Origin of the sequence: Ochrobactrum teleogrylli (assembly GCF_037482325.1) — a bacterium.
In the GTDB taxonomy this organism is placed as follows: Bacteria; Pseudomonadota; Alphaproteobacteria; order Rhizobiales; family Rhizobiaceae; genus Brucella; species Brucella teleogrylli.
Window position 1 is genome coordinate 145,447 of record NZ_JBBHKQ010000001.1, and the last position, 21,961, is coordinate 167,407.

The following is a 21,961-nucleotide window of genomic DNA, read 5'->3' on the forward strand; positions in this document are numbered from 1 at the left end:
TTATAGCGGGGCGGTGGCGGTCTCCAGCCACTTGCGTTCCGCATCCTTCAGATGGCCTGACAGCTTTGTACGCACGCGGGCGTGGTAATTGTTGAGCCAGTCCAGCTCTTCCTGCGTCAAAAGCGCCTTGTCGATCAAACGACGATCAATCGGGCAGAAAGTCAGCGTTTCGAAGCCCATCATCGGAATGTCACCGCCTTCCGGCAGTTCCGGCTCGGTGACGATGATAAGGTTCTCGATACGAATGCCGAACGAGCCCGGCTTGTAGTAGCCCGGTTCGTTGGAGAGGATCATACCCGGCAGAAGTTCCTGCGAACCCGTCTTGGCGATCCGCTGCGGTCCTTCATGCACCGAGAGATAAGCGCCGACGCCATGGCCGGTGCCATGGGCATAATCGAAGCCGTGCTTCCACAGCGCGATACGGGCAAGAACATCAATATCCTGCCCACGCGTGCCTGCCGGAAAGCGTGCTGTGCTGATCGCAATCACGCCTTTCAGAACGAGTGTGAAAGCCTTGATGGTTTCTGGCGCGATTTTGCCCACCGGAACCGTGCGGGTGATATCGGTGGTGCCGTCGCGATATTGTGCGCCGGAATCAACCAGATAGAGTTCACCATCCTGCAGAGTGCGGTTGGTATCGGTATTGACGCGATAATGGATCACCGCGCCATTGGGGCCAGCGCCCGAAATCGTGTCGAAGGACACGTCTTCCAGCGGCATCTGGAAGTCACGTCCAGCGCTGGCGCGTGATTCTTCCAGCTTTTGTGCTGCGCCGATTTCATCCAGCGTACCGGGCTTTTGCGCATCGACCCAGGACAGGAAATTGACCATCGCCACGCCGTCGCGCTCATGCGCGGCACGTGAACCGTCAAGCTCGGCTTTGTTCTTTACCGCCCGTGGAATGCGGGCAGGGTCTTTGCCTTCGATCACAATGCCGCCTGCGCCGGTGACAATCAGGCGCAGTTTTTCTGCCGCAAGTGCGGGGTCGAGCAGAATGGCTTCACCCTTTGCGGCGCGTGCGCTGAGATGGCCTTCCAGATTGCTGGGAGCCGACAGCTTGGCAAGCTGGGTGAGATAGGCACGGGGCTCAATGGCAAGCTTGGCTTCGTCGATGAATATTTCCGGTTCGCCCTTGGCCGGAATGATGGCGAAGCTCAAGGGCAGGGGCGTGTTGGAAACATCCTTGCCGCGGATGTTGAACACCCATGCGACCGACGAGGGATCGGTCAGAACGGTGGCCGTGGCGCCGCTGGCAGTGACCGCCTTCTGCATGTCCCTGATCTTGTCTGCGGCTTCATGACCCGCAAAACGTGCGGGCTGGATTGTCACGGCAGCGGTTGGCGCGGCGGGCTGATCGTCCCACACCGCATCGACCAGATTGGTTTCGACCGGAACCAGCGTGCCGCCCTGCTTTTCCAGCGCCTCGCGAAGCGCATGGGCTTCGGAAATGGTGTGGAGCCATGGATCGAAACCGATAGTCAGGCCCTTGCCGTTTTCGGCCAGCCAGACGGATGGCGGCGTGCTGACCAGACTTTCATAGGAAAAGATTTTCGAGTCGGTCTGCGCGCGCACCTGCAATTCGTAACGTCCGTCGATAAAGACATAGGCCGACTTCTTCAGGATCAGGGCCGCACCTGCCGAGCCGGTAAAGCCGGTCAGCCAGGCGAGGCGCTGAGCATGAGGCGGCACATATTCGCCCTGATGTTCGTCGGCGCGAGGCACCAGAAAACCATCGAGGCTGAGGGCCGCCATTTTCTCGCGCAGCTTCGCCACGCGGGGCGCGCCATTGGCCGGATTGGTGGTGACGTCAAAGGACTGAAAAGCCATGGGTCTAACTCACAACAGATGGAAGATAACCGTTCTTGCGTCCCGTCTCCGGGATCACATTATTTCAGATGGATCGCCACCCAGCCTTCGCGATGCAGCGTCTTTTGATGCGTCAGGCCCTGCGCCTGATAGGCGGCGAGCACTGCATCATGCTGGCTCTCCAGAATGCCGGAGAGGACAATCGAACCGCTCTGAGCCAGATGCTGTTTCAGCGAGGGCGCAAGTTCGATCAGCGGATTGGCGAGAATATTCGCGACGATCAGATCGAAAGGCGTATAGGAGCGGAAGATCGAATGGTCGAAACCTTCTGCCGTCGCCGTGATGACATGCTCGGCAACGCCATTTTTGGCGGCGTTTTCTGCCGCGACGGTGACAGCAATCGGGTCGATGTCGGTGGCAAGGACCGGGATCGGCGCGAGCTTTGCAATGGCGATGGCTAGCACGGCGCTGCCGGTTCCAAGATCGAGCGCATTGGTTGGATGTTCGTTCTCAACGACTTCCTCGATCAGTTCGAGGCAGCCAGCGGTGGTGCCATGATGGCCCGTGCCGAAGGCCAGACCCGCATCGATCTCAATCGGAATGTCGTTCGGTTCTATTTTGTCACGGTCATGCGAGCCATGGACGAAGAAACGCCCGGCGCGAACCGGCTTCAGACCTTCCAGCGAATGGGTGACCCAATCAATATCCGGCAGTTCCTCGGTTTCGAACTTGTCGGCGCCGACAAGCTCATCCACACGGGCCGCGACCTCTTCAGCGCCGTCCTCGACATAGACCGAAACTTCGAAAATCTGCCGGTCTTCATCAATTTCGGTGATGGCGATGGGAAAGCCGTCATCCTCGAAAGCCTGCTCGAGAATATTGTAAACGCGCTCGGCTTCCGCCTTGTTCGCCGAAAAGAAAAGTCGTGACTGGGCCATGAGGTAAAAAGCTCTCTAAAAGTTCAAGAGCTTCTGTTTAGCTGTCAGAGCGCCGCGCGTCCATCCGAACACATAAATGGCGCTTCGAATCTTTGGGATTTACGTGCCCGCCAAAGGGCGGTTGCCAAAGAAAGCAGGGGGCGGCTTTGAACTAGTGGATTGAATTTGACGTTTGAATCCCGGCTGACATAGATGCTGTTTCAAACGTCAAATTCGAAAAATCCACTAGATACATATTCTTGCTAGTGGTTTTTTGATTCCAACATTTGCTCAGCGCGTGAACCGAGGGATGCAAATGTTGGAATCAGACCACTAGCCGGCGGAAGCGCCCTTGGCGAGGTTCTTCAGCTTTTGCAGCGCGGTGTCCGGGTTTTCCTGATAGGCGATGGTGCTGCGGAAACGTCCGCCCTTGTCGAGCAGGAAGACGGATGCCGTGTGATCCATGCTGTATTCGCCGTCTTCGCCCGGAACCTTCTTGGCGTAGACATGGTACGACTTGACCATGTCGGCGATATTTTCCGGCGTGCCGGTGATGCCGACAATGCGCTTCGAGACATTGCCGACATAGGTTTTCATGATGTCCTGCGTGTCGCGCTCAGGATCGACGGTGATGAAATAGGCCTTGAGGTCCTGACCTTCGGCACCCAGCTGGTTCAGCCAGCCGTCAAGCTCGTAAAGCGTGGTGGGGCAGACATCCGGGCAATGGGTGAAACCGAAGAAAATGACCGAAGGCGTGGCGCGCAGGTCTTTTTCGGTAAAGGGCTGTCCATCCATCGTGACGAGATTGAGCGGTCCGCCGAAGGGTTCCTTCGCCGCCTGACGGTCCCGAAACATGTTGAAACCAGCAGCGCCGACAATCACGACGATGAAGGCAATGATGAAGATGGGCAGAAATTTTTTCATGTCCGATGAACCCTGCATTTCTGAGCGCGCCTTCGCGTGCTCTACAATCACGCACTTCTAGAGCATTTCCAGCAAAAGTGCGTAGCGGCTTTGCGTAGGATAATGCGTAAAAATAAATAGATAGAGCGGTTGCCCGATACCGTTTTAACCGGAACCGCTCTAAGTGGGCCTAATCTACGGTTCTTTTCTCAGTTTTCAATAATTTCTGAAATTTTTGTTCAATCATTTTGTTTGCCGGACAACCAAAGTTGAACGCGGAAGTCTGCTATTTCGTTTGGTATCGACCGGTGGATTGTTATATTTCAGTTATAAAACTGCAATACTTCAAGAGAACCGCATTGGAAATCGATTACGTAATCGCGTGGGTGGATGGTCAGGACCCGGCGCATAAGGCCTCGCGGCAGAAATTTGCGCCAGATTCCGAAAAGACCCATTTCGAAGCGGTAACCAGCGAGCGCTACTTCGACAATGGCGAAATCTATTACAATATCGCCTCGGTGATTAAGTTCGCGCCGTTCATACGGCGTATCTTCATCATCACCGACAATCAGAAGCCGCGGCTGCTCGATGCTTTCGCGGCCGAGGGAAAATGTGATCCGTCCTTCATCCAGATTGTCTCGCATGACGATATTTTCAAAGGTCTGCCCGCAGCACGTCCGTCCTTTAATGCGAGAGCCATCGAAGGTGCGGTGTGGCGCATACCGGGCCTTTCGGAACATTTCATCTATTCCAACGATGATTTCTTTCTGAATGCCCCGTTGGACGTGTCCGACCTTTATGAAAACGGACGCCCCAGATTGCATGGCGACTGGGTGCGACCAGAAAATTCCCGCTGGAAGTACAAGCTGCGGCGCTTTCTCGGAAAGATTTCCCGATACGAATATACGTTCCCGAAATTCCGCCTTGCGCAATGGAAAGGCGCTGTCACAGCCGGGGTGAAGGACAGGTTCCTGAGCATCCATCACCACCCGCATCCGCTGAGACGCAGCACGCTGGCCTCGTTCTTTGCCCAACGCCCCGATGTCCTGAACCGGCAGGTGGGGTTCCGCTATCGCAATATCGAACAGTTCAACACTGTTTCGCTCGCCAACCATCTGGAAATTGCGGAGCATAACACGCCCGTCCACCCGGCACGGGAACTGGCTTATCTCGACTTTGTGCAAGCCAAGCATTGGGGCGAGGAGCTGGACAAAATCCGAAACGGTTCGGCTCCGTTCGGCTGTGTGCAGGGCTTCGAACGGTTCGAGCCGCAGTTTCAGGCGCAAATTCATGCAGCGCTGCTCGCAAAGTTTGACGATGTGCTGCCGAATGTTATCAAGGCATACTTATCGAGCGAACAGAGTTCGCAGCAGGCGGCTTAAGTCGCCTTCAAAACCCTGAGACTTTTGATGGCCAATTCCGACGATCTTCGTTTCCAGAACAGCGAGCCGCGCATTCATTCAACCGCGCAGCTCAAATCCTCGAAGCTCGGACGCTATGCTGATATCGGCGAGCGGGTCATATTGCGCGAAGTGACAGTCGGCGACTTCACCTATTTCGAGCGCAACGGCGAAGGCATTTATGCCGAGATCGGCAAGTTTTGCTCCATCGCGGCCAATGTGCGGATCAATGCGCTGGAACATCCGATGGAACGGTTGACCACGCATAAGCTGAGCTACCGCCCCAATGAATATTTCCGCTATCTCGGCGTCGATGGCGATTTTCGCGCGCGCCGTCAGGCGAAACGGGTGGTGATCGGCAATGATGTCTGGATCGGCCATGGCGCGGTTATCACGCCGGGCGTGACGGTCGGCCATGGCGCAGTGATCGGCGCGAATGCGGTCGTGACCAGGGATGTCGCGCCCTATACGGTGGTCGGCGGCGTTCCGGCCAGACTTATTCGCCCGCGTTTTGACAATGCCACTATCGAACGCCTTCTGAAACTTTGCTGGTGGGACTGGTCGGTTGAAAAGCTCTATGAGGCTGTGCCCGACATTCAAGCCATGGCAATCGGCGATTTTCTGGACAAATGGGAAGAGGGTGGTCGTTGACGGGCGTGTTTCAGTAACCTCTTGCAAAGAGGGGCAAGCTGCGCCACTTCTCCTGACAGGATTTCAAGGAGACCGAGATGAAGCAGACTTTCGCCGCTTTGGCTTTTTTGGGCGTTTCGATCCTTCCAGCCGCTGCCGAACAGGTCGGCAAGGTTGGCGTGGACTGGGTCGGCAACGACATCGTCATCGATGCGGTGCCCGATCCGAAGGTCAAGGGTGTGACCTGTCATCTCGCTTCCTTCTCGCGCAGCATGATCGACCGTCTGCAAAAGGGAAAATGGTTTGAAGACCCGTCCAATGCCTCGATTTCCTGCGAGCAGACCGGGCCGATGATCATTGGCGATATCGAACTCAGCCAGAAGGGCGAGCGCGTCTTTTCCGAGCGTACCAGCCTGATCTGGAAGAAGCTCGTCATCACGCGCATCTATGACAAGCAGAACAATACGCTGCTTTATCTGGCCCACGCCAGTCAGGTGCAGGACGGTTCGGCCAAGACCTCGCTCTCGACCGTGCCGCTCTTCAGGGGCGATGTGACGTGGGAAAAAGGCAAGCCGGAATAATCCGGCTCGCTGCATTTCGTATTAGGCTGGCTGGACGAAGCTGTCGAGCACGCGTTTCTGTCCGGCCTTGTCGAAGTCGATGGTCAGCTTGTTGCCGTCGACGACGGCGACCTTGCCATTGCCGAATTTCAGATGGAACACGCGGTCGCCGACCTTGAAAGCCGATGGCTTGTCGGCCACCGATTTCGCGACCAGTTCGCCTTCGATGGTGCGGCCCTTGACCGAACCGCGTCCGGCGCCGAAACCGGAATCGGTTTCGCCATAGCCGACGCGCTCGACGCGGCTGCCGGAGCGTGAACCCCAATTGTTGCGGGTGGCGTCCGAGCGGTTCTGCTGCGCGCGCTGCCAGCCCGGCGTCGAATAGCTATTCTGGAACGGATCGGCCCGGTCGAAGCGGGACTGGCCGTAACCACCACCATAGCCGCCGTAATTGCCTTCCAGCTCGGCGACCTCGACATGGGCTTCCGGCAGTTCTTCCAGAAAACGCGACGGAATGGTCGATTGCCACATGCCATGAATGCGGCGGTTGGACACGAACCAGATATGCAGGTTTTTCTTGGCGCGGGTGACACCGACATAGGCGAGGCGGCGTTCTTCCTCCAGCCCGGAGCGTCCGCCTTCATCGAGCGCGCGCTGGTGGGGGAACAGGCCTTCTTCCCATCCGGGCAGGAATACGGTTTCGAATTCCAGACCCTTGGCCGAATGCAGCGTCATGATGTTGACGGCATCCATATCTTCATTCTGTTCGGCATCCATCACCAGAGCGATATGCTCAAGGAAGCCGCGCAAGCTTTCATAATCCTCCATGGAACGGATCAGTTCCTTGAGGTTTTCCAGCCGTCCGGGCGCTTCCGCCGACTTGTCGTTCTGCCACATCGCCGTGTAGCCGGATTCGTCGAGAATGGTTTCGGCCAGTTCCGTATGCGGTGTGTTGTCGAGCAGCGACTGCCAGCGGAGGAAGTTTTCCACCACTTCGCGCAAGGCGGAGCGCGGCTTTGGCTTCAGCTCTTCCGTTTCGATCAGGTCACAGGCGGCGGCGAACATGGAAATGTCACGCGCGCGGGCATAGTCGTGAACCTGACGGATGGCCGCTTCGCCCAGACCGCGCTTCGGTGTATTGATGATGCGCTCCAGCGCCAGATCATCGGCTGGCTGCGCGACGACGCGCATATAGGCCAGCGCATCGCGGATTTCGAGCCGCTCATAGAAGCGCGGGCCGCCGATAACGCGATAGTTGAGACCAAGCGTCACGAAGCGGTCTTCGAATTCGCGCATCTGGAAGGAAGCACGCACGAGGATCGCCATGTTGTTGAGCATATGGCCCTGACGTTGCGCCTGTTCGATCGCTTCTCCAACGGCGCGGGCTTCTTCTTCCGAATCCCACGCTGCATGCACTTTCACGCGCGGATCGTCGGGATTTGGCGCTTCGGTGAAAAGCGTCTTGCCCAGACGGCCTTCGTTGTGAGCGATCAGATGCGCGGCGGTGCCAAGAATATGTGCGGTCGAGCGGTAGTTGCGCTCAAGCTTGATGACAACCGCGCCCGGAAAATCCTTGTCGAAGCGCAGGATGTTGTCCACTTCCGCCCCGCGCCAGCCGTAAATCGACTGATCGTCATCGCCAACGCAGCACAGATTGACGCGCGAACCCTCACCCTGAGGTAAGGAAAGCGGGGTACGGCTATCAGGAGCGTTTCTTGGCTGCGGTCGTTGTGCGAGCAGGCGCAGCCAGAGATATTGCGCGGTGTTGGTGTCCTGATATTCGTCCACCAGAATATAGCGGAACTTGGCGTGATACTCGCGCAGTATATCGGGATGGTTGCGGAAGATGCGGATCGGATGCAGCAGCAAATCGCCGAAGTCGCAGGCGTTGAGCGTGCGCAGGCGCTCCTGATAGGCCTGATACAATTCGCGGCCCTTGCCATTGCCGAACGAGCGCGCATCGCCTTCCGGAATGTCGGAGGGACCAAAGCCCTTATTCTTCCAGCCGTCGATCATATTGGCGAAAGTGCGCGCAGGCCAGCGCTTGTCATCCAGACCTTCCGCCTGAATGAGTTGCTTGATCAGCCGGATCACATCGTCAGTATCGAGGATGGTGAAATCGGATGTGAGATTGACCAGTTCCGCATGGCGGCGCAGCAATTTCACGCCGATGGAGTGGAACGTGCCAAGCCATGGCATACCTTCCACCGCGCCGCCGACCAGATGACCGATACGCTCCTTCATTTCGCGCGCGGCCTTGTTGGTGAAGGTCACGGCGAGAATCTGGCTCGGATAGGCAAGGCCGGTGGTGATGATATGGGCGATGCGGGTGGTCAGAACACGGGTCTTGCCGGTGCCCGCACCCGCAAGCACCAGAACCGGGCCTTCGGTCGTCAGCACGGCCTGTCGCTGTTCCGGGTTCAGCCCTTTCAGGTAGTCAGGCTCGCCACGCTGTTGGTTGCGCGCGGCCATGGCGCGCGCCGCAATACCGCCGGTAGCTGGCGCGCGGCCAGCCGGTGCATCATCGCCGAAAAACGGCATATCGTCGGGAAAATCGGACATCTGACCCCGAATGTAATGATTCGTGGCTGAAAGACCAGCGAAACGGTTAAAATATTCGACTACTCTAATTGAGTAACGCGCCGGTCCGTGAAGTTTAGGCGATGGGCGGCCAGCGCTTCCACAAGGCCGCGCAGTTCCGGCTCGCGCTGCAGCAGGTCATCCAGCTCCGTCATCTGGTTCATGGCGATCAGCCGCAGGATATCGTCGCGAATGGTGCCGTCTTCACGACGCGGCAGGTGCGCGACCGGCTGGATCAGCTCCACCTTCTGGCTTTTCAGACGCGCCCGCAGGCTTTTTTCGTCCGCATCCAGCGTTTCCACGAAAGCATAGAGACCCACGCCCTTGGCTGGCAGCGAATAAAGCGCCAGCGCCACGTCCTTGACGCGCGGATCAGACTTGAGTGCGGCCAGAATCGCCGGGCCTTCATTGTCGATACGGTCGCCCGTGCCTTCACCATCCGACCAGCTGAAAATGCCGCGTGTGATGAAGTTGTAGACCTTCTTGCCGGTGGCGAGCCAGATGCGCGAGGGCAGCGAACGGCGCGCCAGAATGCGCTTTTCCGTCGGCGTCATCAGATCCTTGGCGAATGCCCGTTTCTGCTTGATGAGGTGGCGGAAGTCTTCATACGCCATCAGCCGATAGAGCGCGCCACGACGACGATGGACGCTGGCAAGCTGGAAGTCGATTACCGCGGCTTCGCCTTCCGGCGTCATCAGCCAGTTTTGCGGCTTGGCAAGATCGTTATGCGTGACGCCAAGACGGCGCATATCGCGTAAGATTCGATGCGCGGTGCGATACCATTTCGGATCGGACGGGCGCGCAAGATGCAGCGGCGTGCCTTCCGTCCACGAACGATAGAGGCCGTCGCGATCCGTTGCGATCAGCTGCGGCACACCTTCAATGCCGCGCACGGTCTTCAGACCGCGAATTTCGCGCCGGGCGAGAATCCATGCAAGCGGGCTCGACCACCAGGGAGCAGCGCTCACCACACGGCGGATAATGCGCGTGTCGGGATCGTTCGCAAAATAGCCCGCGCGCGTTTCGGAAAACACGTCGCGCTTAAACACGGCTGTCTCCACAAACGGGGGAATTTGGTCGCCCTTCAAAGGCACATCGATATTGGGGTTCTGAGCCATAAGGTTCCACTAGCGTCTTGTGTACCATCAATCAAGTTTGGCGATGAACGTCGGTGGATATCCGCTGTTGCAAACATGTGAATGAAGGGGCACAAGAAACCCATCTGAGTTTCCATGGAGCGATAAACGTGGCGCAAGGCGACGACACCAAATTGGCGATCGGGCAGATCATCCGTCAGGAACAGGCACTGATTTTTCCGTCTTTCGACGAGAACGACGCTTTTGCGCTCGGCCATAGAATTCGCGATATCGCCGTGAAGGAAAAGCTCGGCGTGGGCATCGATATTTCGCTGTGGGACCGACGTTTGTTCTTCGCGGCGACTATCGGCACCACGGCGGATAATTCTGAATGGCTGCGCCGCAAGTTCAATGTCGTGCGCCGTTTCCATGCTTCGACCTATCGTCTGGTTCTGGAACAAAATCGTGAAGACCGGATGTTTGCGCCGCATAAGGCGCTGGATGTAACTGATTACGCGCTGGCGGGCGGTGGATTCCCGATCCGCGTTGCGGGCGTTGGTGTGATTGGAGCCGCCATCGTTTCGGGCTTGCCGCAGCGCGAGGATCACAATCTCGTCGTGCGCGCCATCGCCTTGCAGCTGGGGCAGGACCCGGCAGCATTGGCTCTTCCTGCTGTTTAATATTCCGGAGAATGAACAATGTCGCTTGAGCATGTGATCGCGCTTCCACGCAATGAAGAGGGGATCGCCGCTGTTGTCGGTATCCTCAAGCAGCGTTTTGGCGAGCGGGCGCAGACCGGGCAGGCCATGCGTGAGCAGCACGGCCACACCACCAGCTATGTGCCGACGCAGGCGCCGGATATCGTGGTGTTCGCTGAGAATACGCAGGACGTGCAGGATGTGGTGCGCATTTGCGCCGAACATCGCGTACCGCTGGTGGCTTTCGGCGCTGGTTCGTCGCTGGAAGGTCAGGTCAATGCGGCGGCGGGCGGCGTATCGCTCGATCTGACGCATATGAACCGCATTCTGGCCGTCCATGCCGAAGATCTCGACTGCGTCATCGAGCCGGGCGTCACGCGTAGGGAACTTAACGAATATCTGCGCGATACCGGCCTGTTCTTCCCCATCGATCCAGGCGCCAATGCGACGCTCGGCGGCATGGCCTCGACACGCGCATCCGGCACAAATGCGGTTCGCTATGGCACCATGCGCGAGAATGTTCTGGCGCTGAAAGCCGTCATGCCGGATGGTCGCCTGATCGAAACGTCCAAGCGCGTCAAGAAGACCGCCGCCGGTTATGACCTCACCCGCCTGCTGATCGGCGCGGAAGGCACGCTCGGCATCATTACGGAGCTGACCTTGAAGCTTCAGGGCATTCCGCAGGCAATTTCCGGCGGCATCTGTCCGTTCCCGGATGTGGAATCGGCCTGTCGCGCGGTGATCGATACGATCCAGATGGGCGTGCCGGTGGCGCGTATCGAGCTGGTCAACAAGTTGCAGATGGAAGCGCTGATCCTCTATTCGAAGCTGCCCTACGAAGCGCAGCCCTATCTGTTCGTGGAGTTCCACGGCACGGAAACCGGCGTTGCGGAACAGGCCGAGATTTTCGGCGAAATCGCCGCCGGACATGGCGGCGGACCGTTCCACTGGACACAGGACGCCGAGGAGCGTGACCGTCTGTGGCGGGCACGCCATGACGCCTATTTCGCCTCGTCGCTGCTGCGCCCCGGCTGCAAGGGCATTTCGACCGATCTCTGCGTGCCGATTTCGCGTCTGGCCGATTGTATCACCGAGACCGAACGCGATCTGGCGGAGAGCAACATCATCGCGCCGATCGTCGGTCATGTGGGGGATGGCAACTTCCATCTGCTTCTGCTGCTCAATACGGAAGACCCGGAAGAAATGGCGCGGGCAGAAGCTTTTATGGACCGGCTCGTGATGCGGGCGCTGGCCATGGAAGGAACCTGTACGGGCGAACATGGCATCGGTCAGGGTAAGATGAAATATCTCGCCATGGAGCTTGGTGAAGCGACCGATTATATGCGCATGATCAAAAAAGCGCTCGATCCGCTCAATATCATGAACCCCGGTAAAATCCTGATTTCCTGAATCAAATCAGCCTTTTGCGCCGCTCGGCTCAGAGGGTGATTCAGCGAGCGGACCTATTTGGATCGGTTGGGCGGCAGCTTGCCTTGTTGTCGCCGAACCGATGCTGTTTTTTGTTGCCGCGCAATCCTGAAAACCGCTTCGCACTTTGTGCGATGATGCACTATGTTGCGTTGGTAAATATGGCGTGATTCACCTGTTGTCTCGCGCCTGACCGAATTCACCTGACTGACCGGAGCTGCTTCTTGGGCCGCATATTCGTCATTGTCGGCGGGCTTCTGGTGCTGCTTTTGACAGCGGCGCTGGTGGTGCCGCCTTTTGTCGACTGGAGTGGCTATCGGGCCGATTTCGAGCGCGAGGCGAGCCGCATTCTGGGACGTCCTGTCAAGGTGGCGGGCGATGTGAATGCGCGGCTGCTGCCGTTTCCATCTGTGACCTTTTCCGATGTCCGCGTCGGGGCCGATGCAACGCATCCGGTGATGACGCTCGCCCGGTTTTCGATGGATGCGGAACTGATGCCTTTCCTGCGCGGTCAGGTGCTGATTTTCGACATGCGCGTCGAGCGTCCGCGCGTTTCGATCTCGCTGGATAAGGACGGCAAGGTGGATTGGGCCATTCGTCCGTCCACGCCGCTCGATCCATCGCAGATCAAGGTCGAACGGCTGTCGATCAGCGACGGCACCGTGACGCTGCATGACTTGGCAAGCGGGCGCGTTCATGAGGCCACGGGCCTGAATGCCGTGCTGTCGGCCAACAGCCTCGCGGGGCCATGGCAGGCGCAAAGCAGTTTTAGCCTTGCGGGCCGCAAGCTTTCCGTCGATCTGACGAGCGGCGAGGCGAAGCCTGACGGTTCTCTGCGATTGCGGGCGCGTGTTTCGCCGGAAGCTATTCCCGCCGCATTCGAAACCGATGGCGATATCGTCCTCAAGGACGGCCGGTTGAATTATGCGGGCGATTTTTCGCTGCGCTCCTCCGATATGGTGGCGCAAAACGCCAAAAGCCAGAAAGACGCGTCCGCCGACAAGCCGTTTTTCAGTGGCCTGCGCCTCACCGGCAAGTTTGCCGCCGATACCGACCGCTTCGATGCAAGCGAATTCCGCATGGAGCAGGGGCCAGCCGACAATCCTTACGTGGTCAATGGCAAGGCGCTGATTGATTACGGCAATGTGCCGCGCTTTGAAATCAGCGCCGATGGGCAGCAGATTTTTTGGGGCCCAAGCGAGACGGCGGAAGACCAGCAGGTTGCTTCCGCCATGCCGCTGACGGACCGCATCGCCATTGCGCGCCGCGTTCTCGAACAATTGCCAATCCCGACCATACCGGGCCGTATTGACCTTCGTTTGCCAGCGGTCGTTGCCGGTGGAACCACCATTCGCTCCGTAACGATCAACGCCGAACCCGATGGCGGCGACTGGAATATTCGCCAGTTCGCGGCTGACCTGCCGGGGCGCACCAAGGTCGAGGCCAAGGGCAGGCTTTCGGTTGGCGATGATTTCGGTTTCAAGGGTGAGATGCTGGTGGCATCGCGCCAGCCATCCGGTCTTGCCACCTGGCTCAATGAGACCGTGGATGAATCGATCCGCGCGCTCGACGGGGCCGGCTTCTCCGGCAAGGTCGATTTGCGCGACGGCATGCAGCGCATCGACGATCTGGAAATCGGTCTGGGCAAGACGTGGCTCAAAGGATCCCTGCTGCGGCAGGTCAATGGGGCGGCGCAGCCGACCATCGACGTCAATCTCCAGGGCGGCGCGGTGGAGAGCGATGCCTTGCAGGCTTTCGTTTCGTTCTTCTCCGGCGGCGAGGGGCTGGCGCTTCTCGATGCGCAAACGCTCAATGTCGGCTTCAAGGCCGGGCCTGTGCGGTTCAAGGATATGGAAGCGGCCAATGTCGATCTGGCGATGCGCCTTCACGATGGACGCTTCGATTTCGACCGGCTGATGATCAGCGATGTCGCCGATGCGACGCTGACGGCAACCGGCGCCTATGAGCCTTTCGCCAATTCACCGTCGGGCAAGCTCGACGCGACGATCCTTTCGGGCGATCTGTCCCGCTTTATCGCGTTGATCGCGAACCGTTATCCGCAGTTGCCGCTGTTCCATGCCTTGTCGGCGCGCGCGGCCAATTTCCCCGGTCTGTTTGAAGACAGCGAGATCAACGTGATCGCCAATGCGGTTGCGCCGGTCAGGCCGGAAACGCAAGCCAATCCCGTGAAGAACGGCGCAGCCAAGGGTAAAAGTGCGCGACCAGCCGAGACTAGGCCCAAGACTTCGCCCGGCAGCGGCGAGTTCTCCTTCAGCGTCACTGGCAAGACCGGTGGGATGAAGCTCGACCTGTCGGGAACGGCCAGCGGTGGCGAGACGGAAGCAGACCCGTTGCAGATGCAGATGAACGGCACGGCTAGTTCCGAGCAGGGAGAGGCAGTGCTGGCGCTGATCGGCCTGCCGTCGCTGCCATTGGGCCTTGCCGGTGAACTTACCGCCGATCTGACCATGCAGGGCGCGCCAAGCGCCGGAATGCGGACGCTTCTCAAGCTGACGGCGCCGGATGGCACGGCTTCGGCTGACGGGGTGATTTCGCTGATCGGCAACGATATTGCCGCAAGCGGCAAGGCGCAGGTCAAATCAGCCGATCTGCAGCCATTCATCGCGACAGCGGGCTATGCATTGCCGGGTTATGGCGCGGGGCTTTCCGCTGAGCTTTCCAGTGATTTCCAGTTTGCCAAAGGCATTTTGCGCTTTCCGAATTTTGCTGGCCAGTTGGGTGGCGAAGATGTTTCGGCGCGGCTGGAGGCGAACTTTGCCGATAGCGGATTGCCGCAATTGAAGGGCGAAGCGAAGCTCGCTTCGCTTGAAGTCGATGGTCTGGCGGCCATCATGCTCGGTCAGGACGCGTTTGAACCAGCCAAGCCGACAGAAAAGTCCATCTGGCCGCGTGGGGCCTTTGCGGTTCGTCCGTCGCTGCCGCTGCTGATCGATGTGAAGTTGAATGTTGCTGAGGCGCATATGCAAGGTTTCGGCACGGCGACCGAGTTTTCGACGCGGCTGCAAAAGACGATCGATAGTCTGAGCCTCACCGAACTGACCGGAAACTGGGCAGGGGGTTATCTCGTCGGCACCCTGTCGTTGCGCAACAGCGACAAGAATGCGCTGCTTTCGACCGATCTGAAATGGAGCGGTGCGGACCTCGCCAATTTCTACCATCTGGAAGATGGTTCGGCCCCGCTGGGTGGTGTCGTCAAGGCTGCGGTGACGCTGAATGGCAGTGGCGAAAACGCTGCCGCGCTGGTCGGTTCTCTGGCGGGAACCGCGACCGTGGATGTCGAGAAATTCGCGGTCGCTGGTCTTGATGGTGCGGCGCTGCCTGCCATGGTCGCAGCCGCTGACGGCATTGGCGATCAGCCTGCGGGCGACGAAAAACTGGATGCGAAGCGGTTTGCCGCCATTGCCGACAAGGCCGTCGCCCCGGATGCGCGGTTTACGCCCGGCGACGCGCGTTTCGAATTCACGGTAGCGGGCGGTACGGCGCGGATGTCTGCCGCCAACCTGTCGGACGGCAACGCAGCTTTGTTGAGCGATTTGCAATTCGATCTTTCGACGCTCGGCGTCGGGGGCAGCGGAACTTTTACCTTCCAGGGTGATGAGGGCGCGCAGACCGGCCTTGCGCCGCAGGTGGCCTTCACCATCGGCGGAACCTATGACCGGCCAGAAGTGAAGCTCGACCGGCAGCCGCTTGTGCAGTTCCTGACCCAGCGCGCATTGGAGCGCGAGCAGGAACGCGTCGAGGCCATGCAGGCCAGTCTAATGGAAAAGCAGCGTCTGCGCCGTCAGCTTGGCGTATTGGAAGCTGATGCGGCGGAACGTGAACGTGCTCAGCAGGAAGACGAGACGCGCCGTCGTTCCGAAGCGGCGGCACGGGTTGCAGCAGAAAAACAAGCTGAGGAGAAGAAGCGTCGCGAGTCGGAGCAGCCGCGGCCAGCCAATCCGGAAGGCGGGGCCGAAAATGGCGCGGCGATGCCGTTGGCCAGCCCACAAGGTGGACAGTCGCTGAATGAATTCCTGAAAAGTCTGGAGCCAGCACCGAGCGCACCCGTGCCGCAGCCCTGATCGGTTTGCTATCAGCTGGCTGGTGGTATCTGCGATTTGAGCCAGTTCAATACGTGGAGCCGCAGCGCCGATGAGAGGTTGGTGGTGCGCTCACGCTTGCTGTCCACCTCGGCCACCAGTGATGCAATCGACTGGCCGCGCATTTCGGCGATCTGGTGGAGAATCTCGAAGAATTCGTCTTCCAGCGTATAGCTGGTCGCATGGCCGCGAATGCTGACCGAGTGCTTGCGCAGGCCGCCGGTGCTCAAAGCTCACCATCCGCGTCGTCTTTGCGCTCCAGGCGATTCACGTCCAGAAAGCGTTCGCTCTTGCGGGTCTCTTCGCGCGCGAAGTCTTTTTCCACTTTCGTTCGTCCGAAAAGAATGCGGTTTTGATCCGCCTGCTTTTCCTTGGCGTCACGCGCTTTCTTTTTCTTGAACTGCCGCAGATTGACGATGTCGCTCATGTCGATGTCTCGGATGGCTTAGAGCGCGTTTCGATCTGATTGCATCAGATCGGCGCTCTAATTCTTTGTTTTAACGCGCATCTAACCCGAAAACCGTTTCACACTTTTCGGGATGCGCTCTTAGTGCGTTGACACACGCTTTTATAACGCGGCGCTCCGACGGGCTGCAAGCTGTCGGCTTGGCTTACTGTCTCGGTTCCTTGGGATTGGTGAACCACCAGATCGCGACTGAAACCGCGACGAGCAGCAAAAGGCCGATGGTCATTTGCCAGAGGGGAAAGTTCGGCGCGTCGCTCGCGATGAAAAACGCAGCGATAACGCCGCTTATCCAGAGAACTGCCTGCGCTAACAAACGGACCATGAGATTCCCGCCTTGATTTCCACTGCCGTAATGGCCGCTATCCTATCATTTTAAAATTCGGTTGCCTTGATCGAAGTCAAAACGAATGGTCTGGTCAGTACGATACTATGAAATAACGCCCTGTCTGACGACAGTTTTATACGAACGGTTTTTGGCCACAGCAACATACTCGCAGCGCAGCCAAAGCCTTTATGAAATCATGCAAAGTTGGGAAGAAGATTTACTTCTTGCGGAAAGCGTCCAGCGATACCACGTCGGCGGATGGCTTCGGCGTATCTTCGCCCTCAGCATTATCTTTCGCGGCTGCTGCCTGCTTTTCAGCAGCAGTCTTGCGCGACTTCGCCTTGGGCTTTTCCGGCTTTTCGGGCGCGGTTTCCACCGGCATCATCTCGATTGGCGCGATATTGTGGTCTTCGTCATTGTCGCTGGTCGGCTGAACTGCCGCAACATCGAACTCAAGTTCGAAATTGACGGACGGGTCGTAGAAACCACGCACTGCCGAGAATGGTATCACCAACTTTTCGGGAATATCACCGAAAGACAGGCCAACTTCGAACAGCTGATCGGTGACATTCATGTCCCAGAACTGATGCTGCAACACGATTGTCATCTGCTCGGGATATTTCTCTTTCAGGCGCGTGGAAATACGCACGCCCGGCGCTCCGGTGAGGAACGTGATAAAGAAATGATGATTGCCCGGCAGGCCAGCCTTGGCCACCTCCGCAAGAACCTTGCGGATGACGCCACGAAGGGCTTCCTGAGCGAGAATGTCGTAACGGATCAGATCCTGTACCATGGGTTTCTTATCCCACGGATTCGCAGGCAGATGTCAAGTTCGTTCTCGCAGGAAACGATGATATATATCGCGAAAGTGCGGCAGCACTGCTCGATCTGTCAGGGGAGAGGGGCAGCTTGCGGCGACGAAGCGGTCCCGCCAAATGCCAGCAGAAATGTCCTGACGCCATTGATGGCGCTGCGTTCGATGATGTCGTCATCGATTGCGCATCCGTGCAAGGCGTGCAGCTGCGTATCGGCGCTGATCAGGGCCATGAAATGCAGTGCCGCCAGATCAGGATCATTGAGGCGCAAATGTCCCGCCAGCGCCAGACGGGACAGGCACGCGGCAATGGCCGGGACAGCCTGCGCCGGACCCTTGGTCTTGCAGATATAGCCCGCGAAAGACATGTCGGGCGTACTCGACTGCAAAAGCTTGCGCAGAAAAGCACCCGATGGATCGTAAACGCAGTTCCGACTCATGCGGATCGCGAAGGCCGTCAGATCCCGCTCAAGATTGTCACCGCTCTGTGGAAAAGTGGACAGCACGGCAAACAGGCTTGCATTCATGCGGTCCAAGGCGTCTTCAACCACAGCGGCAAGCAAAGCTTCCTTATCGCGGTAGTGGTTATAGATGGTCTGGCGCGAAACGCCGGCCTCGTTTGCAATCAGATCGATGCTGGCGCCCTGAAACCCGTCGCGCGAGAAAACACGCGCCGCAGAACACAGGATGAAATCGCGCTTCATGCACTGCCCAGGCTTCATGGCGGCAGTGTTTGCAGCGGCATTCAGCCCTTTTCCGGTGGTGCTACGCTTCACCGGCGGGGCGGCCATTTCGATTATGTCAGTAGGTTTCATAAGCCCAACATAAGATGACTTGACGTTTTGGACAATGGTGTCTAATTTGACATCAATGTCAAATTCCTTTTGGCATTTCGTCTAGACAAGAGACTGTGACAGTCATTTCAGAAGTCTGGTTTGCCCGTTTAAGCGCGTATATCCCGGATATCATCTGAAAAGCCATAGCAGTTACATAGAGTTATTCAATCCAGTACCGGTTTTGCGAGCCCAGCGATCCACCCTCCCAAGCGAAGTTGGCGATCCGAAACCGGTGCGGGCACCTCACGAAACATTGATGAAAGCGCGTCTCCCATGGCTTCGAGGTTTGTGCGCAATGCGATTGTTCTTGGTCTTCTTTCCGCCGTCGGTCCCTTCGCGATCGACATGTATCTCCCTGCCTTGCCGACGATTGCCGCCGACCTCCATGCGGAAACCGGCGCGGTGCAGATGAGTCTGCTTGCCTTCTTCATCGCCTTGGCGATTGCCCAACTTTTCTGTGGGCCTCTGTCGGACATGGTCGGGCGCAAAGTCCCGCTTTACGGTGGGCTGATTCTGTTCGCCATCGGCAGCGTCGGCTCCGCGCTGGCGACCAACATTGATGTGCTGGTGCTGTTTCGCTTCCTGCAGGGGTTGGGTGCTGCGGCGGGCATGGTGATTCCGCGCGCTGTGGTGCGTGATCTGCATACCGGCGTCGAAGCGGCGCGGCTGATGTCGCTGTTGATGCTGGTCTTCTCCATTTCGCCGATTCTGGCGCCTCTCACGGGCTCGGTCATTATCAGCTTCTTTGGCTGGCGCGGCGTGTTCTGGGCTGTTCTGGTCGCGGCGATTATCGGCCTTGTGCTGCTTGCGACGGCCCAACAGGAAACGCGAACGCGTGAAGCGCGGCTTGAAAGCAGCGTTGGGAGCGCGCTGCGCGGCTATGGCCGCTTGCTCAAGGACCGCTATTTCCTAGGGCTGGTTTTCGTCGGCGGCTTTGGCATTGCCTCGTTCTTCGTTTATCTGGCCAATTCATCCTTCGTGCTCATCGATCACTACGGTCTGACCCCGAACGAATATGCGCTGGCTTTCTCGGCCAATGCGGTGTCGTTCTTCGGCGTTTCCCAGCTGAATGGTTGGCTGGGTGCGCGATTCGGGCTGCGCCGTGTAATGCGCTTTGCCGTATCCGGTTTCGCTGCCGCCATGCTCGCTATGTTCGCAGCCGTACTGATGGGGCATCAATCGCTCTGGCTGATCGCAAGTTTCCTGTTCGTCGGTTACGGCTTCCTCGGGCTGGTTATACCGACCACGGCGGTTCTGGCGCTGGAAGATTATGGCGCGATTGCCGGTACGGCTTCGGCGCTGATGGGAACGCTGCATTTTGTGATTGGCGGTCTGGCGATTGGCATTACCGGTTCGTTCTTCGACGGAACGGCTGTGCCTATGGTCGGCGGAATCGCCGGTTGTGCGCTGACCGCATTCGTGCTGACGCAGATCGTTCTCTCCCGCAAAGCGAGCGATCTCGATACGGAAGCAGCAGCAGCCTGAATTGAAGAGGGAAAGTGGAGGCTTCTGTTGCCAGGTGCCTCCGAACCCCGCCTTAAGGTGCTAACCCTAAGGGCTTTAGAGTGGGTTTCCCGCACCGCCATTAGGCAGCGAGAGCATAACCCTGAGCTTTGTTGTCATTTGCAACTACTCAATTGACCCGATAACGGTGGTATCATGCCGAGTAAAAGAGCGATCTTTACACCCTTGTCGATCCTATTTCGCCCCCGCCACAGCACAGACCAATCATAGAGCCTGTGTTCTGGTGGAGGCGCCGGGTACCGCCCCCGGGTCCAATGGGTTTATTACACCGTCCGTTTATCACCATAGCTGGCTTGCGCCAGCGAGACGTATATAGGCGCGGTCGATCCATATTGGAAGAGGGGCGGTTATATTTGTCAGGGGCAAATTTACTCCTGAATTTTCTGAAATATGAATAGGGCAGCTCGTTTCGTCGCTTCGGGAAGCGAAGCAACTTCAAGCGTTTCATGCTCGGTATGTGCGCCCGAACCCCATGGCCCCAATCCGTCAATGCCCGCTTTTACATAAGGCGTGATATAGGAAATATCCGCGCCGCCACGCTCATCAGGGGCTACAGCCTTCAGCGCAGGGCCGCCAAGTTGCTGCGATATGGCGCTATATTGCAAGAGCAACGCATAATTGGCGTTGGTTGCTGGCATTGCTGGCATGATATCCTGAAACTCGACCTTGCTGTGTGTCCCGGAAAGCGGCTGCGCTGTGATCTTTTGCAGGGAGGCTTCAATCGCGTCACGTTCATCCTTCGTCATGAAGCGCAGATCGCCATGCGCCAGTGCATTGGGCGGAACGATGGTCTTGCGCCCGCTGGCGGTCCCGGTTCCCTGATCAATATCCTCGTGGACCTGCTGCCCGCCGAGGAGAAGCCCTACATTCATGGTGATATCGGGCGTTTTCGTTAGTTCCATACGCAATGCATCAATCACTCTGGCTATTTCATAAACAGCGCCAAAGCCGACATTGGGCTGGAAAATCTGCGAGGAATGTGCGGCATTTCCGGTGGCGGTCAGAAACCACTCGGACAGGCCGCGTCTGGAGACGACCAGTTCATCGGGGGCAAGTGCAAATTCAAACCCCAGCGCGATATCGCTTTGTTTCGCGGCGTCCATCAGAACTTTCCGGGAGAGGCTCGTCGGTCGCGCCGCCAGTTCCTCGTCGCCGGTCATGACGATTGTGATATTCGCATTTTTGAGCGCATCGGCGTTTTTAAGCGCCTTCATCGTATAGAGAATGGTGACCAGCCCGCCCTTGTCATCGATGACGCCGGGGCCGCTTGCCTGTTTTCCGTCATGAGAAAGGGTGAAGTGCTGGAACTTGCTTGTTGGCGGAAACACCGTATCCAGATGCGCGATCAGGAGAATGCGCGTCTTCGCGTTTCCGGTATGTCGGGCGACCAGTGTGCCCGCATGTTTCAAGTCTGCCGGAAGATCATGCCATCGAACATCAAAGCCAAGCGCTTCGAATTCCGGTTTCAGAAGATTCCCGATCTGTTTCACGCCGTCGGCGTTTGCGGTTCCACTGTTGATATTGACCAGTTTTTCAAGGAGCAACAGCTGCTCATTTTTATGATCTTGAATATAACCCGCAATATCTTTCTGCGAAATGTCCGCTGATGCCGAATAGGCATGAGCTGGATAAAGAAAAATATGCAATGCAGTGATAATAGATAAGGATCGAAACATAATAAAACCTGTCGTAAAATTGGAAGTAGATTTCAAATTTTTATCAAATAGGCGTTATATGCGTGAAGAAATTTTTATACCGAGATTATGTTAAGTTAGATTTTGTTCTTTGCAGGGCAAAAGCTCATTCTCATGGGTTGTTTCTCATAATTGCCGTTGACAGCTTGCTCTCACTGGTCAATCTTGGTCGCATATATATTGGAAAGGCTGGAGTTTTCTTCC

At 57.6% G+C, this 21,961-nt stretch carries 18 protein-coding genes and 1 other RNA gene; 7 read left to right on the forward strand and 12 right to left on the reverse strand.

Features of this window, described 5'->3' with window-relative positions; genetic code table 11:
- From WIX40_RS00755 to WIX40_RS00765, 3 genes are all read right to left on the reverse strand, one after another.
- Nucleotides 1-1,827, reverse strand: coding sequence for an aminopeptidase P family protein (locus tag WIX40_RS00755; RefSeq protein WP_121536384.1), 1,827 nt, complete (start codon nt 1,825-1,827; stop codon nt 1-3).
- A 59-nt stretch (nt 1,828-1,886) separates the two neighbouring features.
- Nucleotides 1,887-2,744, reverse strand: a complete 858-nt coding sequence (locus WIX40_RS00760) for a 50S ribosomal protein L11 methyltransferase (protein ID WP_121536382.1) — start codon at nt 2,742-2,744, stop codon at nt 1,887-1,889.
- 312 nt (nt 2,745-3,056) lie between these two features.
- Nucleotides 3,057-3,647, reverse strand: coding sequence for an SCO family protein (locus tag WIX40_RS00765; protein ID WP_121536620.1), 591 nt, complete (start codon nt 3,645-3,647; stop codon nt 3,057-3,059).
- Between the two features lie 338 nt (nt 3,648-3,985).
- Here WIX40_RS00765 and WIX40_RS00770 point away from each other — a divergent pair, with 338 nt between their 5' ends.
- From WIX40_RS00770 to WIX40_RS00780, 3 genes are all read left to right on the forward strand, one after another.
- The gene (locus WIX40_RS00770; protein WP_121536380.1) at nt 3,986-5,008 is read left to right on the forward strand and encodes a stealth family protein; all 1,023 of its coding nucleotides are present in this window, start codon (nt 3,986-3,988) and stop codon (nt 5,006-5,008) included.
- A gap of 27 nt (nt 5,009-5,035) precedes the next feature.
- Complete coding sequence (locus tag WIX40_RS00775; RefSeq protein WP_109369396.1) at nt 5,036-5,677, forward strand: DapH/DapD/GlmU-related protein; 642 nt, start codon at nt 5,036-5,038, stop codon at nt 5,675-5,677.
- 77 nt (nt 5,678-5,754) lie between these two features.
- Nucleotides 5,755-6,237 carry a CreA family protein gene (locus WIX40_RS00780; protein WP_109369395.1) on the forward strand — a complete coding sequence of 161 codons (483 nt, stop codon included), beginning with the start codon at nt 5,755-5,757 and terminating at the stop codon, nt 6,235-6,237.
- Between the two features lie 21 nt (nt 6,238-6,258).
- Here the strand turns inward: WIX40_RS00780 and WIX40_RS00785 are convergent, their stop codons facing one another.
- Entirely contained in the window at nt 6,259-8,778 is a 2,520-nt protein-coding gene (locus tag WIX40_RS00785) for an ATP-dependent helicase (protein WP_109369394.1), read from the reverse strand.
- Between the two features lie 59 nt (nt 8,779-8,837).
- Nucleotides 8,838-9,914: a serine/threonine protein kinase gene (locus tag WIX40_RS00790; protein WP_109369393.1), complete on the reverse strand. Its 1,077-nt coding sequence runs from the start codon at nt 9,912-9,914 to the stop codon at nt 8,838-8,840.
- Nucleotides 9,915-10,042: 128 nt separating this feature from the next.
- On the opposite strand from WIX40_RS00790, the gene WIX40_RS00795 reads away from it, so the two are divergent.
- The 3 genes from WIX40_RS00795 (at nt 10,043) to WIX40_RS00805 (ending at nt 16,080) form a co-directional block, all read left to right on the forward strand.
- Nucleotides 10,043-10,552 carry a heme-degrading domain-containing protein gene (locus tag WIX40_RS00795; RefSeq protein WP_109369392.1) on the forward strand — a complete coding sequence of 170 codons (510 nt, stop codon included), beginning with the start codon at nt 10,043-10,045 and terminating at the stop codon, nt 10,550-10,552.
- An 18-nt stretch (nt 10,553-10,570) separates the two neighbouring features.
- Nucleotides 10,571-11,980 carry an FAD-binding oxidoreductase gene (locus WIX40_RS00800; RefSeq protein WP_109369391.1) on the forward strand — a complete coding sequence of 470 codons (1,410 nt, stop codon included), beginning with the start codon at nt 10,571-10,573 and terminating at the stop codon, nt 11,978-11,980.
- A gap of 242 nt (nt 11,981-12,222) precedes the next feature.
- Nucleotides 12,223-16,080: an AsmA family protein gene (locus tag WIX40_RS00805; protein ID WP_339438000.1), complete on the forward strand. Its 3,858-nt coding sequence runs from the start codon at nt 12,223-12,225 to the stop codon at nt 16,078-16,080.
- 11 nt (nt 16,081-16,091) lie between these two features.
- Here the strand turns inward: WIX40_RS00805 and WIX40_RS00810 are convergent, their stop codons facing one another.
- The 5 genes from WIX40_RS00810 to WIX40_RS00830 all read right to left on the reverse strand — a co-directional run bounded on the left by WIX40_RS00810 (nt 16,092) and on the right by WIX40_RS00830 (nt 18,518).
- Nucleotides 16,092-16,328: a ribbon-helix-helix domain-containing protein gene (locus WIX40_RS00810; RefSeq protein ID WP_109369389.1), complete on the reverse strand. Its 237-nt coding sequence runs from the start codon at nt 16,326-16,328 to the stop codon at nt 16,092-16,094.
- On the reverse strand, nt 16,325-16,525 hold the full coding sequence (locus tag WIX40_RS00815; RefSeq protein WP_109369388.1) for a DUF4169 family protein: 201 nt from the start codon (nt 16,523-16,525) through the stop codon (nt 16,325-16,327). Before WIX40_RS00815 ends, WIX40_RS00810 begins: the two co-directional genes overlap by 4 nt.
- Before the next feature lie 184 nt (nt 16,526-16,709).
- On the reverse strand, nt 16,710-16,886 hold the full coding sequence (locus WIX40_RS00820; RefSeq protein WP_167836041.1) for a hypothetical protein: 177 nt from the start codon (nt 16,884-16,886) through the stop codon (nt 16,710-16,712).
- 220 nt (nt 16,887-17,106) lie between these two features.
- Nucleotides 17,107-17,682, reverse strand: coding sequence for an SspB family protein (locus WIX40_RS00825; protein WP_109369387.1), 576 nt, complete (start codon nt 17,680-17,682; stop codon nt 17,107-17,109).
- A gap of 98 nt (nt 17,683-17,780) precedes the next feature.
- On the reverse strand, nt 17,781-18,518 hold the full coding sequence (locus WIX40_RS00830) for a TetR/AcrR family transcriptional regulator (RefSeq protein ID WP_109369386.1): 738 nt from the start codon (nt 18,516-18,518) through the stop codon (nt 17,781-17,783).
- 294 nt (nt 18,519-18,812) lie between these two features.
- Here WIX40_RS00830 and WIX40_RS00835 point away from each other — a divergent pair, with 294 nt between their 5' ends.
- Nucleotides 18,813-20,024, forward strand: a complete 1,212-nt coding sequence (locus tag WIX40_RS00835; protein WP_339438007.1) for a multidrug effflux MFS transporter — start codon at nt 18,813-18,815, stop codon at nt 20,022-20,024.
- A 13-nt stretch (nt 20,025-20,037) separates the two neighbouring features.
- Here WIX40_RS00835 and ssrA read toward each other — a convergent pair.
- Together ssrA and WIX40_RS00845 are read right to left on the reverse strand one after the other, a co-directional pair.
- Nucleotides 20,038-20,405: a transfer-messenger RNA gene (ssrA, locus tag WIX40_RS00840) on the reverse strand.
- Between the two features lie 26 nt (nt 20,406-20,431).
- Nucleotides 20,432-21,607 (reverse strand): M20 family metallopeptidase, encoded by a 1,176-nt coding sequence (locus WIX40_RS00845; RefSeq protein ID WP_209445957.1) that lies wholly within the window; start codon nt 21,605-21,607, stop codon nt 20,432-20,434.
- Between the last annotated feature and the right edge of the window lie 354 nt (nt 21,608-21,961).